18 protein-coding genes are annotated in these 13,102 nt (G+C 55.3%); 8 read left to right on the forward strand and 10 right to left on the reverse strand.

What is annotated here, in order from left to right; all coding sequences use genetic code 11:
- Positions 1-65 precede the first annotated feature (65 nt).
- Positions 66-923, forward strand: a complete 858-nt coding sequence (locus tag HXY31_RS05870; protein ID WP_292640800.1) for an arginase family protein — start codon at positions 66-68, stop codon at positions 921-923.
- Here HXY31_RS05870 and HXY31_RS05875 read toward each other — a convergent pair.
- Positions 920-1,171 (reverse strand): hypothetical protein, encoded by a 252-nt coding sequence (locus tag HXY31_RS05875; RefSeq protein WP_292640802.1) that lies wholly within the window; start codon positions 1,169-1,171, stop codon positions 920-922. The genes HXY31_RS05870 and HXY31_RS05875 overlap by 4 nt on opposite strands.
- Before the next feature lie 33 nt (positions 1,172-1,204).
- Positions 1,205-1,372: a hypothetical protein gene (locus HXY31_RS05880; protein WP_292640804.1), complete on the reverse strand. Its 168-nt coding sequence runs from the start codon at positions 1,370-1,372 to the stop codon at positions 1,205-1,207.
- 82 nt (positions 1,373-1,454) lie between these two features.
- Here HXY31_RS05880 and HXY31_RS05885 point away from each other — a divergent pair, with 82 nt between their 5' ends.
- Positions 1,455-2,138, forward strand: coding sequence for a PAC2 family protein (locus HXY31_RS05885; protein WP_292640807.1), 684 nt, complete (start codon positions 1,455-1,457; stop codon positions 2,136-2,138).
- On the opposite strand, the gene HXY31_RS05890 is transcribed toward HXY31_RS05885, so the two are convergent.
- Together HXY31_RS05890 and HXY31_RS05895 are read right to left on the reverse strand one after the other, a co-directional pair.
- Positions 2,135-2,440 carry a hypothetical protein gene (locus HXY31_RS05890; protein WP_292640810.1) on the reverse strand — a complete coding sequence of 102 codons (306 nt, stop codon included), beginning with the start codon at positions 2,438-2,440 and terminating at the stop codon, positions 2,135-2,137. The two genes, HXY31_RS05885 and HXY31_RS05890, sit on opposite strands and share 4 nt — an antisense overlap.
- Before the next feature lie 25 nt (positions 2,441-2,465).
- On the reverse strand, positions 2,466-4,238 hold the full coding sequence (locus HXY31_RS05895; protein ID WP_292640811.1) for an ATP-dependent DNA ligase: 1,773 nt from the start codon (positions 4,236-4,238) through the stop codon (positions 2,466-2,468).
- A gap of 76 nt (positions 4,239-4,314) precedes the next feature.
- Here HXY31_RS05895 and HXY31_RS05900 point away from each other — a divergent pair, with 76 nt between their 5' ends.
- The gene (locus tag HXY31_RS05900) at positions 4,315-4,638 is read left to right on the forward strand and encodes a hypothetical protein (RefSeq protein ID WP_292640813.1); all 324 of its coding nucleotides are present in this window, start codon (positions 4,315-4,317) and stop codon (positions 4,636-4,638) included.
- Here HXY31_RS05900 and HXY31_RS05905 read toward each other — a convergent pair.
- Positions 4,628-5,011, reverse strand: a complete 384-nt coding sequence (locus tag HXY31_RS05905) for a cyclophilin-like fold protein (protein WP_292640815.1) — start codon at positions 5,009-5,011, stop codon at positions 4,628-4,630. The two genes, HXY31_RS05900 and HXY31_RS05905, sit on opposite strands and share 11 nt — an antisense overlap.
- A gap of 113 nt (positions 5,012-5,124) precedes the next feature.
- On the opposite strand from HXY31_RS05905, the gene HXY31_RS05910 reads away from it, so the two are divergent.
- Positions 5,125-5,523 (forward strand): DNA-directed RNA polymerase subunit K, encoded by a 399-nt coding sequence (locus tag HXY31_RS05910; RefSeq protein WP_292640817.1) that lies wholly within the window; start codon positions 5,125-5,127, stop codon positions 5,521-5,523.
- A 146-nt stretch (positions 5,524-5,669) separates the two neighbouring features.
- On the opposite strand, the gene HXY31_RS05915 is transcribed toward HXY31_RS05910, so the two are convergent.
- Positions 5,670-5,822, reverse strand: coding sequence for a hypothetical protein (locus tag HXY31_RS05915; protein WP_292640818.1), 153 nt, complete (start codon positions 5,820-5,822; stop codon positions 5,670-5,672).
- Positions 5,823-5,942: 120 nt separating this feature from the next.
- Between HXY31_RS05915 and HXY31_RS05920 the strand changes: the two genes are divergently transcribed.
- A complete protein-coding gene (locus HXY31_RS05920; protein WP_292640821.1) occupies positions 5,943-7,271 on the forward strand; it encodes an NAD(P)/FAD-dependent oxidoreductase in 1,329 nt (442 codons plus the stop codon).
- 1 nt (position 7,272) lies between these two features.
- Here HXY31_RS05920 and HXY31_RS05925 read toward each other — a convergent pair whose 3' ends face one another.
- From HXY31_RS05925 to HXY31_RS05935, 3 genes are read right to left on the reverse strand one after another with little or no spacing between them, the layout of a single operon-like run.
- Positions 7,273-8,103, reverse strand: coding sequence for a transcriptional regulator (locus HXY31_RS05925; RefSeq protein WP_292640823.1), 831 nt, complete (start codon positions 8,101-8,103; stop codon positions 7,273-7,275).
- Between the two features lie 38 nt (positions 8,104-8,141).
- Positions 8,142-8,351 (reverse strand): hypothetical protein, encoded by a 210-nt coding sequence (locus tag HXY31_RS05930; RefSeq protein ID WP_292640825.1) that lies wholly within the window; start codon positions 8,349-8,351, stop codon positions 8,142-8,144.
- 44 nt (positions 8,352-8,395) lie between these two features.
- A complete protein-coding gene (locus HXY31_RS05935; RefSeq protein WP_292640827.1) occupies positions 8,396-8,800 on the reverse strand; it encodes a helix-turn-helix domain-containing protein in 405 nt (134 codons plus the stop codon).
- Positions 8,801-8,896: 96 nt separating this feature from the next.
- On the opposite strand from HXY31_RS05935, the gene HXY31_RS05940 reads away from it, so the two are divergent.
- On the forward strand, positions 8,897-9,934 hold the full coding sequence (locus HXY31_RS05940; RefSeq protein ID WP_292640830.1) for a zinc-dependent dehydrogenase: 1,038 nt from the start codon (positions 8,897-8,899) through the stop codon (positions 9,932-9,934).
- 41 nt (positions 9,935-9,975) lie between these two features.
- On the forward strand, positions 9,976-10,821 hold the full coding sequence (gene lsrF / locus HXY31_RS05945) for a 3-hydroxy-5-phosphonooxypentane-2,4-dione thiolase (RefSeq protein ID WP_292640832.1): 846 nt from the start codon (positions 9,976-9,978) through the stop codon (positions 10,819-10,821).
- Here the strand turns inward: lsrF and HXY31_RS05950 are convergent.
- Positions 10,818-11,228 (reverse strand): nuclear transport factor 2 family protein, encoded by a 411-nt coding sequence (locus HXY31_RS05950; RefSeq protein WP_292640834.1) that lies wholly within the window; start codon positions 11,226-11,228, stop codon positions 10,818-10,820. The genes lsrF and HXY31_RS05950 overlap by 4 nt on opposite strands.
- A 184-nt stretch (positions 11,229-11,412) precedes the next feature.
- Between HXY31_RS05950 and ilvB the strand changes: the two genes are divergently transcribed.
- On the forward strand, positions 11,413-13,101 hold the full coding sequence (ilvB, locus tag HXY31_RS05955; protein WP_292640836.1) for a biosynthetic-type acetolactate synthase large subunit: 1,689 nt from the start codon (positions 11,413-11,415) through the stop codon (positions 13,099-13,101).
- Position 13,102: the final 1 nt, after the last annotated feature.

Genomic DNA, 13,102 nt, shown 5'->3' on the forward strand with positions numbered 1-13,102 from the left:
CTTAAAGCTTGTTCAAGCCCGGTATGGAAAAAGGAGTTAAAAGCAGGCTGTGCTTACTGTCTGCGTTGAAGTTTTACCGCGCCACCGCCGCTACGATGGCAGATGCCAACATAGTGATAACAGGAGTTCCCGACGAGAGCAGGTCGCACGCCCTGCGCAAGGGCACCGACACGGCTCCGGACACGCTCAGGGCGGCATCGGGCGAGTCCGAGTTTTTTGTCCGCGACGGCAAGACGATACCGACAGTCCCCATGATGGGCACGCTTGAAGGCAAGCGGATGTTTGATGCGGGCAACATCAAAAGAGAGCAGGTCTATGAGCATACGCTTGGCATCATTAAGGCAGGCAAGATTCCCGTCGCGATTGGAGGAGACCATTCGCTGACGACGGATGTGCTTGCCGCTGCTAGCAAGACCCTTGGCAAAAAGCTGTCGCTTCTGTATTTTGACGCTCACCCCGACTTTGTTTCGTCGGCAAGAAACTATTACGGCTCGGTGATGACTGACTCGCAGGACCACATCGACTTTGGAAAAAGCATGACAATAGGGACGCGGGCGGCAGAGCCGGAAGAAATAGAAAATGCAAGAAAGGCCGGCCTGCAGATAGTGACTCCGATTGACATTGTAGAGATGGGCGTGCACAGGGTCGCCGAGATGATCCTCGCAAAGACTGCAGGAAGTAAAACCTACATCTCGATAGACCTCGACTGTGTCGACCCAGCATCGGCGCCAGGCGTGTCTGTCCCGTCGCCCGGCGGCCTGACTACTGCAGACCTGCTTTTCTTGCTCACCAAAGTGATGGCCGCAGGCAACGTCGCCGGCTTTGACATAGTCGAGCTGTCGCCGGACTACGACCTGAACAACATGACTGCATACCTTGCGGCGCGCATACTGACAGAGTGCATCGCGTCGCTGAAAATCTAGAGCCCGTCGACTATTTCCTTCAGGTCATCGGACAATTCGGGAAGTTCGCCTGCCGCGCTTTCATTGTTCTGTATGACGTCAGGCCCTATGCGCCTGACCTTCTGGGTCGCTATCAGAGTGTCGATTCCGCGCTCGATGTCCTTTTCAGACATCACGCCTTTCAGTTTTTCCTTTATCACGGGTTCGGAATCGTACTTGCTGATTGCATGCTGCAAAAGCACAAGCCGGTCGTTGTATGAGAGCGGCACGCAGGCATTCAGACCAGAAGGGCTAATAAATTTTCAGGGCTGGTCCTTTTTCTTTGACATCGAGACGAGGTTGACCTTCTCGGCCTCGTCGTTTGCCTTCATGACCGACTCCTGCTGCCTGTGCAGCTGCTCCTTGCGCGACTTCCAGCCTGAAATGGCGGCCATGTGGTCGTCTGAAACACCGCTTTCGCTACCAGACAAGTCTCTGGTGCGAAGAGTTTGCGTCGGATTTTTAACTTTTGCCTTGCCAACTTTTTTATCAGGCCGCTGCGCAGGGCCTTTCATGAAGGCCGTAAACGTTGGTGACGCGGCCATAAGCAAGCCGATAGTTATTGCCGCCATGCAGGACATGGGCAACGTCGGCGGCATCGCCATCGATTTTATCAACAAGAGCATGGAGACCCGCACGTTTCGGTTCATAGACGTCCCGTTCCCAAATTATGTCATCGACCAGGGCGGCTACATAGACTACCAGCGCGAGAGGTGGGAGTACCGCCACGGCTCCGACGGCAGCGTCATAGTGTTTGGAGGCGGGGCGGGCCAGCCGCAGACAAACCAGGAGCTCTACGACCTTTGCCAGGATGTCATTGATGTTGCAAAGAAATACTCGGCGCAGCTGATATACACGCTTGGCGCGTTCCACACGACCCGGGACTATGGCAAGAGCCCCAAGGCCCTTGTGACTGCCACGTCGCAAGAGCTTGCGCAGCACCTGCAGAACCTCGGCTTTGAGCTGACGCCCGGCTCGTCGCTTATCACCGGCTTTAACGGCCTGATACTCGGGCTTGCAAAAGAAAGTGGCCTGCAAGGGATAGGCCTGTACGCGGAAATAAGCGACCCGGAGGTGCCGCAGTTCAGGTCGGCAAAGAGCCTGCTTGTCGCGCTTGAAAAGCTGACGTACCAGAAATTCCGCGGCATGGAAGAGCTTGACGAGATGGCAGGCAGGGTCGAGCGGGGCGAAAGCTAGCGCCCTATCTTGAGGCCCGTGTCAATCCTTTCCACCTTGCGGCATATCAGCTTGAAAGAGTCTACAACGTCCATCTCTATCACGCCGGGCAAATGCTGCATGTTCTGTGAAAAATTCGTCGCCACATAGATGTCGCCCACCCTGACTTCGACTGCCGCGTCGCCCGACCTCAGATCGTCAAAGGCGGCCTTGCTTGTCACCTTCAAGAGGCCGGCGCACTTTTTCTGCGTGTCTGTTTCAAGCGGGTAACGCCCGGACTTTATCGACTCTTCTATCATGCCGCACAGCTCTGACACCTTCATGCGGTTGTTTTGCAGGCGCAGATATTTAATCTGCCGGCGGAGCGCCGGTCCGGACCCTCACCTGGCGCTTGTACATGGTAGCCACTTCCTCGACAGTTGTTGCGGCCTCGGGGTCCTTGTCGTCGCGAATCCTGCCCGTGAATTTCGGGAAGCGCAGCGCAAGGCCGTACCCTTCCCGTATGAGGTTCTTTGCCGCAGTGTGCGACGGGCTCAGAGTTATCTCTGACGCGATTACTTCAATGACCATGACAGGCTCAAACCAAACGTCCATGTCCATCCCTGTGTCGACGCGGGCGTGCTTTTGGTGCACCACGTGCTTTTCAAGCTCGCGGTAAAACTGGTCCAGGTGTTCATCGGTAAAGCCTGTTCCAACCTTTGACACGCTTTTGAAAACGTCTTCGCTCTTGTCGTATGCTGCAAGCAAGAGCGCGCCATACTTGCCCACGCGCCTGCCCCGGCCGTGCAGCGCGCCCACGACCACGAGGTCGAGCGTGTCTGCAAGCTCGCTTCGGTACTCGCGCTTTAGCTTCACCCAGAGGTATTCGCGCGAGCCGGCCCGGTAGATGCTCTGCGGCAGCTTTACCATCACGCCCTCGCAGCCGTCCTCTATTGCCTGGTTCATGAACCTGTCCACCTGCTCGGGCTTTGTCGCGATTTTCTGCGGCACCACCTTTATCATCCCGTCTCGGGCTCCCATGAGGACCTTCTCGAGAAGTTCCCTGCGCTCCTCGTAAGGGAGCGGCATCTTGTTTTTGCCATCAAGGTACAGGACGTCAAAAAAGTTGATTACTACAGGGTAGGCCTCCATAGCCTCCTCGAACCCGTACTTGCGCCTCCTGTGCATCAGCTCCTGAAACGGCAGGTATTCCCCCGTCTGAGCATTTATCGCCACGACCTCGCCTTCCATTATAGCCTCCTTTGCCTTTATCCCCATGGCGGCCTTTGTCACGTCGGGATAGTGGCTTGTTATCTTTTCAAGCCTGCGCGAAAAAAGCTCGACGCGGTCTTTGCCCTTGTGCACCTGCACCCGCTCGCCGTCCAGCTTGTATTCTACTGCGGCCTTGCCTTCCATGCGCTCAAGTGCCTCTTCTGCGGTGGTGACCCGCTCGGCAAGCATCGGTCTGATGGGCTTGAAAAGAGTCACCTGCATGGCCTTGACTGCAGCAAGCCCTTTTGTGGCAAGCAGGCGGGCCACCGTGCCAAGGTCGCTTGAGACGTTGTAGGCGTTTTCAAGCGCCTCGCGGTTTGCCTTGTCGCCGGTAAAGGCGATGGCAAGGGCGTCAAGAACCGTATAGTCTGCAATTCCAAGGCGCAGGGCGCCCATGACAAACTTCATGATGTACCGGCCTTCTTCCGGCGTCGAGTCGTTGAGCAGGCTGCTGACGTGGCGCAGTTTAGTTTCCTGCGAGCCCTGGCCTGTGGTGCGGGCGATCCTGTCAAACGTGGAATACACGCGCTCGACAGTCATTGCTTCTGAAACCAGGGTCGACTGGGCCTTTGAAACCATGACCTTGCCGGCGGTGTCGCCGATGTCGCCTGTTTCGCGGTAGACCTTTTCGACTGCAGACAGGTTCTTGCCCGACGAGCTTGCTATTGCCCGAAGCGCCATCTTTTCTGCAAGGCCCATCTCTATCCCTTCGTAGTCCGGGTACAGCTTGCCCTGGATGAGGTAGGTCACCTTGTCGATGAGGTCGGGAGGGGTCTTTTTTAAAAGCGAAACGAGATAGTCCGTGAGCGCGATCCTGCTCGAGGTCTGCTCCATCTCCGCAAAGGTCTCGACCAGCGGCTTGAAGTCCATCCAGGGAAAAGCTTGCCCGGCTCATGCTTAAAGTTTTGCATAGAATATTAATGGGTGGCTTGGTAGTAGCGCTACCATGGGCGGCAACAAGAACAAGCCGGCGGGAAAGCAGGACAAGGGCACAATCACAGGCCCGGCAGGCGAGATAAAGCCGGCTGCAAAAGAGGAGAAGAAGGGCAAGCCGCAGCAGAAGGCCAAGCTAGCGGTAATCCTGGAAGAGCCGGCAGGAATGAAAGCAATATCAAACATGAAGGCGATAACAATCCAGTCGGTAGCCAAGTCTGCCAACGTCAAGATATCCGTGGCAAACGCGTTTGTCAAGTCGCTTGAGGCAAAGGGCCTCGTAAGAAAGGTAGGCGGCTACAGCGGCCACCGGGTCTACGAAAAGGTCAAGCAGTAGCCCTTTTCACGGACACCACGTCTCCGGCCTGGACAGCTTCTATCGACTCGATATTGCTGATTATCCGGCCTATAGGGTTCATCGCAGGCACGGTGCAGTCCTTTATCACAAAGCATATCGCGCCGTTTGAAGGCAAAAGCGCCAGGTCGCCCCGCTTGAACTGCATCCGCTGCTTTTCTGCGCCTATCACCATGCCCGTCTCTATGTAGACAAACTTGTCCTCAAAGCGGTGCACCCTGTCCTGCACGGGCAGGCCTTTCAGCAAGATGGTCGATGTTATCGGGGCAAGGTGCCGCACAAGCTCGCACTCTGCCGACCCCTTGCCCGCAATTTCTGCGACAAGCCTAATTCGCGAGACTGACCCTGCCTGCACATCCCAAGGAAAAGGGCAGATGTAATGAAAACGTTTTGCCTGTTTGCAGTCAGGGCATTAGTTGAAAAATTCGCAACATTTAATTAGATAGCTGATAGCTTTTTGCATCATTCTTGGTAGTCAAGCGCTTTACAAAGAAAACGGCTTCTAAAAAGTCTGCAAAGACAAAGGGCAAGGTCGAGGAGGAGGAAGTAAAGAAGTCCAGCAGGCCTGCCGACGAGGTTGTCACTTATGCCGAGTCCGAGTATGAGCTCCGCGAGGTCGAGGCCCAGGGCAACAAGATAGTCATCGGCCTGCCGTGGCTGACGCGCTTTGAGCGCGCAAGGATTACCGGCGCACGCGCCCTCCAGCTGTCGCTTGGGGCCCCGCCGCTGATAAAGGGGTCGGAGGAGGCAAAGACGTCCATCCTGCTTGCGATGGAAGAAGTCGAGCAAAAGGCGCTCCCGATATCCATAAGGCGCGTCCTTCCAAACGGCCTTTACCAGGACATTCCAATCGACTGGATGAAGTAATTATCCATTAGCAGCCTGACAACGCACATCACCCTGTATCCAAAAATTGCACCATTTTTTCGTGCTTAAAATGGTGCACAATGCACCATATTTCCACTGGAAACGCGCATGAATGTGCCAAAAAGGTGGCCGTGCCCGGAAGTTAATTACGGGTAAACTCCTGCTTCTTTGAGGATCCTGATTACCGTCGGGATGTCCAGGTCCAGCTGCATCGCGATAAATTCTTCTGGCATGTCCCCCAGGTACAGGTTCTTTGCAGTTTCTCTCTTTGCGTCAGAGACCTGAGCAGCGGCCTGCATGGAGGAGGTTCGCAGGCGGGCAATAAAAAAAGCTGTCAGTCCTGTCATTTACACGCCACTGTTCTTACCCCGTCAAGGGCATCGTGTATCAAGTGTGATTTCCAAGTTGCAGGGTGTGCAATGTCCAAAAAAAGAATACTGATACTGGGCGGAGGGTTTGCAGGCGTCTACTGCGCAAAGGAGCTTGAAAAGCTGGCCCGCAATGATGCCGGCCTGCAGGTGAGCCTGGTAAGCCGCGAGAACTTTTTCGTCTTTACGCCGATGCTCCCGCAGGTGGTGTCAGGCATGATAGAGAGTAACCATGTCGTCGTGCCGGTAAGGCAGATCCTGAAAAGGACCCAGTTCTACGAGGCAGACGTCAGGCGTCTGGACGTCAAGAACAAGAAAGTCGCAATCGGCGTGGCCGGAGAATCCGGCCCGGAGCGCGTGCTTGAATACGACCAGCTCGTGGTATCACTTGGCGGCGACACCAACTTTGCCAAGATGCCGTACATACAGGGTTTTGTGTTCACGCTCAAGAACCTCAAGGACGCGCTGGTGCTCCGCAACCACGTAATCGACATGCTCGAGCGGGCAGACATAGAGGGTGACATCGAAAACAGGCAAAAGCTTCTGACCTTCGTGGTTGTCGGCGGTGGGCTGTCTGGCGCAGAAACCGCAGGCGAGCTTGCCAGCTTTTTTGATGAAGCGGTCAAGTATTATCCAAATGTAAGGAACGGACTTGCGGCGGTCCCAGTCAGGGTAGTCCTGCTGCAGTCAAGGGACAGGATACTTCCAGAGCTTGACTTGGAGCTTGCAGATTTTACGTTAAATGAACTTGTAAAAAGCGGTGTCGAAGTTCGACTGAACTCCAGAGTCGTGGATGTCACAGCCGACCACGTCGAGATTATGGACGGCAAGGGCAGGACCACCCTGCCTGCCAATACCACCATCTGGACTGCAGGAGTCTCGCCAAACCCGGTAGTGTTTGAGATACCTGGCGCAATGCACGAGTCTGGCAGGCTGCCTGTCGACAGTTTCTTGCGCGTCAAGGGAGCAGATGGTATCTGGGCGATAGGCGACTGCGCCTACATAGCAGACGGCCGGTCAGCTCCGTGCCCTCCAACCGCGCAGCACGCAATAAGGGAAGCGCAGGTGGCCGCCCAAAACATCCTGCTGTCGATGCAGTGTAAGGGAATGAAACGATTTGACTACGATAGCAACAAGCAGATGGCGGTGATAGGCGAAAAAAAGGCGATAGCAAGGTTCGCAGGTTTCAAGCTGTACGGCATCGCCGCGTGGTGGCTCTGGAGGGCAGTCTATTTGCAGAAGCTGCCGATGCTCAAAAAGCGGCTGCGGGTGCTGTTTGACTGGACTATTGACATGTTCTTTGACAGGGACCTCACGCACATCAGGGGCCTGAAAGACGACAGGAAGGTAGCAAGGAGCCTGCCGGCCCGGACGCAGTGAATCAGATCTCTTTCAGGTGGCTCTCGTCGAATATGTCGGAGCCGTACCACCGGTAGCGGAAGTAGTCGAGGCACCACTCGTGGAATATCGGGTCGTCGCTGTAAAATATCATGTTCATGTCAGTCTCGCCCTTTTGCGTGGGGAACATGACTGACGCGTGCTTTTCGTTCAGGACGACTGCCACCTGCACGCTGTCCACCATCCGCCTCTCTATTGCACCCTTGTTCATCAGCTCGTTGTGCCCCAATTTTTTCAAGAGGTCTTTGCGGCCCTTTGGGATAATCACGTTTCTTGGCAGGACGTAGCTGTACTTCACTCCCTTTGACTTTACCCTGTCGATTGCCGGCTCTATCAGGTCGATTGGCACCTGCGGAACTATCTCGTAGATGTACTCGTCGGCGTTGCGGTATATGTCCTTCCAGCGCTCAAGTATTGCGACCACGCCTTTTACGTACTCGCACTGGTCAAGCGCGCCAAGGCGCATGATGAACTTTATCGGGAGCTCTCCGAGCACGTGCTCTGAAAAGTACTCCTTGTGCTTTGACAGGTAGTTGAAAGTCGGGATCTGCTTGATTATCGTATTGCCAAACGTCGTGAGCGAAAACACGCCTTCCGGGTTTTTCTCTATCAGGCCGGCGTCCTGCAGGCGGTTGACGTTTCTGTGCGCCTCCTGCATGGTTATGCCGAGATCCTTTGCCAGCTGCGATATCTTGGCTTTCTTCTCGTTTATCCGAAAGATGATTGAGAGGCGCTGCTCGCTTGCAAGCTCGAAGAAGGTCTTCTCTGTGTTTGCGTAGGCGCTGACCGGCTCGTCGGCGTCGTGTGAGGGCATGTTATTGCATCACGCAGGGATTGTTAAAAGCGTTGCACCTAGTGGCGGTGTTCTACGTGCGGGTGCTTCTTCTCGTTGCTTGCGGTCCAGAAGCCAAGTGCTATAACCCCGATCCCGACTGCGAGCAGCACATAGTCCGCCGGAAGGGCGACGGCCCATATAGGGTTGACCATACCTGCAAAGATGAAGAGAAGCGCCAGAAAGGTTAGTGCGGTGCCTGCGACGATTTCGCCATTTAACCGGCCCATCGCTTCGATGTGTCATGTATTCTGTATATTAATTTTTGTGATAACTAGTGCTCGCGGATGAGCGTGCCCCTGCACTGCTCGCAGATGGTCTCGTCGATGTTTGACTCCATACTGTGGTGCACGTCGCAGATGAGCAGCGTGTAGCGCATATAGTTTGTCAGACCGACGAACTTGGCAAGCGTGCTTGGCGTGTACGCCTTGTGCGTAGAAAGCTCGCGGGCAATGTCGTCTATCATGCGCATTACCTCCATCACCGATTCCAGCTTGGATATCAGCTCCAAGTCGCCCCTTGTGCCACGCACATAGTTGCTGACTGCAGCCTGGGTGATGCCAAGTACCTTGGCTACGTCCTCTTCCCTGAGCGCGTATTCCTTGATGAGTTTCCGGGCAAGGATGGCCCTCACTGCAGGGATGAGAGACTTGGCTTCTATCTCGGAGGGTAACAGCATGACGGTATGAACGAATTTCTTTTTTTATTATTTAAAGGTTCTTAGGATCGCCTAATTCATACGCTATTTATAGACCGCACCTCTAGATCCAAAAAGATGAAGGCGGTCTTTGTCAAGGGCCAGAGCGCTGTTTCAGTAGACGACGTAAGCGATCCGCAGATAGCCGGCGCAGGCGACGTCGTAGTGAAGATGCGCGCGTGCGGCCTGTGCGGCTCGGACCTTGAAAAGGTGTACGGCGAATATGGCATGACGTCGGGCAGGCTCGGGCACGAGCCGGCAGGCGAGGTAGTCGCAGTGGGCAAAGACGTCATGGACTTTGCGCCCGGCGACAGGGTTTTCATTCACCACCATGTCCCTTGTTATTCATGCCATTACTGTCTCCACGGCGACCACACGATGTGCCCCGAGTACCAGAAGAGCAACATCAGCCCGTGCGGCCTTGCAGAGCAGTTTTTGGTGCCGGCATGGAACGTGTCGAGGGGCGGCCTCATAAAACTGCCCGAGGGCATGACATTTGACGAGGCGTCGCTGATAGAGCCCTTTGCGTGCTGCATCCGCGCATGGAACAAGAGTGGATTTCAGGCAGGCGACGACCTGGCGGTCCTGGGAGCAGGACCGGCGGGCCTGATGCACGTCATACTTGCAAAGGCGTTTGGCGCCGGAAAGGTGTTTGTTTCTGACATCAACGACTTTAGATTGAATTTTGCGAAAAAGTACGGCGTCACGACTTTCAACTCCATTTCAGATCAGAATTTTGCTCAGAAGGTAAAGGAGCAGACCGGCGGCCGCGGCGTTGACGTCGCAATCGTAGCGACTGGAAGCACCAAGGCTCTCCTGCAGGCGTTTGACATGACGCGGCGCGGGGGCAAGATAGTGCTCTTTGGCGTCCCGCCCAAGGGATCGAACGTTTCGTACGACATGAGCAAGCTGTATTCAAGCGAGCATGCGCTCATCCCAAGCTACGCAGCATCGGAGGTCGAGACGAATCAGGCCATAAGGATGATGGCAGAAAAGCGCGTCGACATTGCGCCACTCATCACCCACCGCTTTGACATCAAGGACGCGTCCCAGGCCATCAAGTGCGCGCACGAGGCAAAGGACGCGATGAAAGTCATTGTCACGTCAGGCTCGTAGAAACTATAAATAATAAAAACGGCCCCGGGGCTTTGATAACAATGGACTGGGGAATGAAAAACCGCTTTTCCAGGATAATCAAGCCGCAGGACGGCCGCTGCCTCATGCTTGCGGTGGACCACGGCTACTTTCTGGGCCCGACAGAGCGCCTCGAGAACGCCACAGAGACCATCAGGCCGCTTTTGCCCTACGCCGATTCTCTGATGCTCACCAGGGGCATCCTTCGCAACTGCGTGCCGGCAGAGCGCGACATCCCGATTGTGCTTCGCGTGTCTGGCGGGACCAGCATCGTCGGCGAGGACCTCTCAAAAGAGACCATAACCACGTCCATCGAAGAAGCTATCAAGCTGAACGTATCGTGTCTTGCGCTCTCGATATTTGTAGGAAGCAAGTATGAGCACCAGACACTTGCGTCGCTCGGCAGGCTCGTCGACGAGGGCGAGAAATACGGAATCCCGGTGCTTGCCGTGACGGCTGTAGGAAAGGAGATGGGCCGCGACGCAAGGTATCTCGCATTGGCGTGCAGGGTTGCGGCGGAACTTGGCGCGCACATCGTCAAGACGTACTACTGCGATAACTTTGAAAAAGTAGTCGAAGCCTGCCCGGTGCCGCTTGTTGTGGCAGGAGGCAAGAAACTGCCGGAGATGGACGCGCTGAAACTTGCATACGACTCTGTCAGCCACGGCGCGGCCGGAGTAGACATGGGCAGGAACATCTGGCAGTCCGACTACCCTGTCCCGATGATAAAGGCGGTCAAGGCAATCGTGCACAACAAGGCTACAGTGAAGGAGGCCTACGACGTTTTCATGCGCGAGCGCCAGAAGATGAAGCAGAAAAAGCCCCAGGAAATTGTCAAGACAGTGAGCAGCTCCGGCGACTTTGACTAGCCGGGCATCTTTGAAAAGTGCTGGTGGAGCATCTTCCACCCGCCTTTTTTGTCCTTTTTGAATACCATAGTGACGCGCGACTTGTTGTTTATCGCAGTCCCGCGGAAACTGTAATCGTCGACTATCATGCCGGTGCTCTGCAGGACAAAACTTGCGACCGCGGCGTCGCCTACGACATCCACCTTCAGGTCCTCGATTTTAAAGTCATAGTCGGATATGCTTGCAAACTGCAGCTGTTCAAGCATAAGCGCGCGCTCAAGGTCCCTTCTGTCGTAGGGAGGCGAATCGCCGAACTTTGTGAACCTGTCGTCAAAGAAATCCGGGATGCCCTCGATTTCCTTGCTCTTGGCTATCTGGAAGTATTTGTAAATCAGGTCCTGAATAGTCGCGGAATCCGCAGCAGACAATAATGTTCATGCGCCTGTAATTGCCAAAACTTTATAAATTATATCATAACAATCCACCTCCAGATGCCCAATACAGGCAGCGAGCGCTCTAGGCACAAAGTTAAGATTCTGGTCCTGCTGGTACTTGCCTAGACAAATCTCTGCTAACAGGCGGGCGTTTGTCTTGAAAATGGTGATAGCATAGATGGCGGAAATGACCGGTGCAAAGGCGTTGATCCATGCCCTCGAGAAGGAGGGCGTAGACGTGGTCTTTGGCCTTCCCGGCGGCGCTAACCTGCCGATATACGACGCGCTTGTGGGCGCAAACCTCAGGCACATCCTCGTGCGCCACGAGCAGTCTGCGGCCCACATGGCCGACGGCTATGCCAGGATAAAGAGAAAGTCAGGCGTGTGCTTTGCCACTTCTGGCCCAGGCGCCACCAACCTCATCACAGGGATTGCTACTGCATACGCTGACTCGATACCGATGGTCGCAGTTACAGGGCAGGTTCCCTTGGCAATGATAGGCAAGGACGCCTTCCAGGAGACTGACATCATCGGCGTGGCAAACCCTTGCACCAAATATGCCTTCCAGCCCAAAGTTGCTACTGAAATCCCCGAGATGGTGAAAAAGGCGTTCTACATTGCCGAGAGCGGCAGGCCCGGCCCGGTGCTCGTGGACATTCCAAAGGACGTGCAGCAGGCAACTGCAGAGATGAAGTTTCCAGACCTAATCAAGGTGAGGGGCTACAGTCCCATAGTGGACGCGGACCTTTCAGAGGTGGGCAAGGCAGTTGAACTCATACTAAAGGCAGAGCGCCCGATAATCATGGCCGGAGGAGGCGTCATACTCTCTGGCGCGTTTGCCGAGCTCCAGGCTCTTGCAGAGCTTCTCATGATACCCGTAGTTACGACGTTCAAGGGCAAGGGCGCGTTCCCGGAGAACCACCCGCTTGCGATGGGCCCGATAGGCATGCACGGCCACCCCGAGGCTAACAAGATAATCATCGAGGCAGACTGCATAATAGCGATAGGCGCGCGCTTTTCTGACAGGTCGGTGGGCCGCTTTGACGAGTTCGGCAAAGGCATGAGCATCATACACATGGACATCGACCCGGCAGAAATAGGCAAGAACAAGTCAGTCGACGTCGCAATCGTGGGCGACGTCAAGTCGTCGCTCAGGACGCTTGTCAAGCTGCTCGGCAAAAAGGTAGTGAAAAGGGATGCCGACAACCCCTGGCTCAAGCGCAGGAAGGAGATAATACAGTACTACCAGGAAACCATCAAGGACTATGCAAGGGAGATAACCGCCAAAAAGTCGCTCAAAAAGTTGCGCGAGCTCTTGCCGGCAAACGCGATTGCCACCACCGAGGTGGGCCAGTGCCAGATGTGGGCGTCGCTCCACTTTGACGTCATATCGCCGGGCACCTTCTTCAGCTCCACGGGTCTTGGCACTATGGGATTTGGATTCCCGGCGTCAATTGGCGCCAAGGCGGCAAGGCCCGATGTGCCTGTGGTGGACATCGCCGGCGACGGGTCGTTCAACATGACTGAAAACTCGCTTGCAGTGTCGGTGCTCGAGAAACTGCCGGTGATAGTGTTCCTCATGAACAACTACATGCTCGGCATGGTGGCCCAGTGGCAGCGCACCTTCTACAACCGAAGGTACAGCGGTGTGCACCAGCACCAGTGCCCGGACTATGTCAAGATAGCAGAGGCCTACGGCGCGCAAGGCATACGCGCCCAGTCGATGGCAGAGCTTGAGAAGGCAATAAAGACCGCGCTAAAGAGCGACGTGGCAACGGTAATCGACATCCCGATTGACCCAGACGAGGACGTGTACCCGTTCGTGGCCCCGGGCACGAGCCTCAAGGACATGATAACAGGAGCTTGAA

Source organism: Nitrososphaera sp., from assembly GCF_013388945.1.
Lineage (GTDB): Archaea > Thermoproteota > Nitrososphaeria > Nitrososphaerales > Nitrososphaeraceae > Nitrososphaera.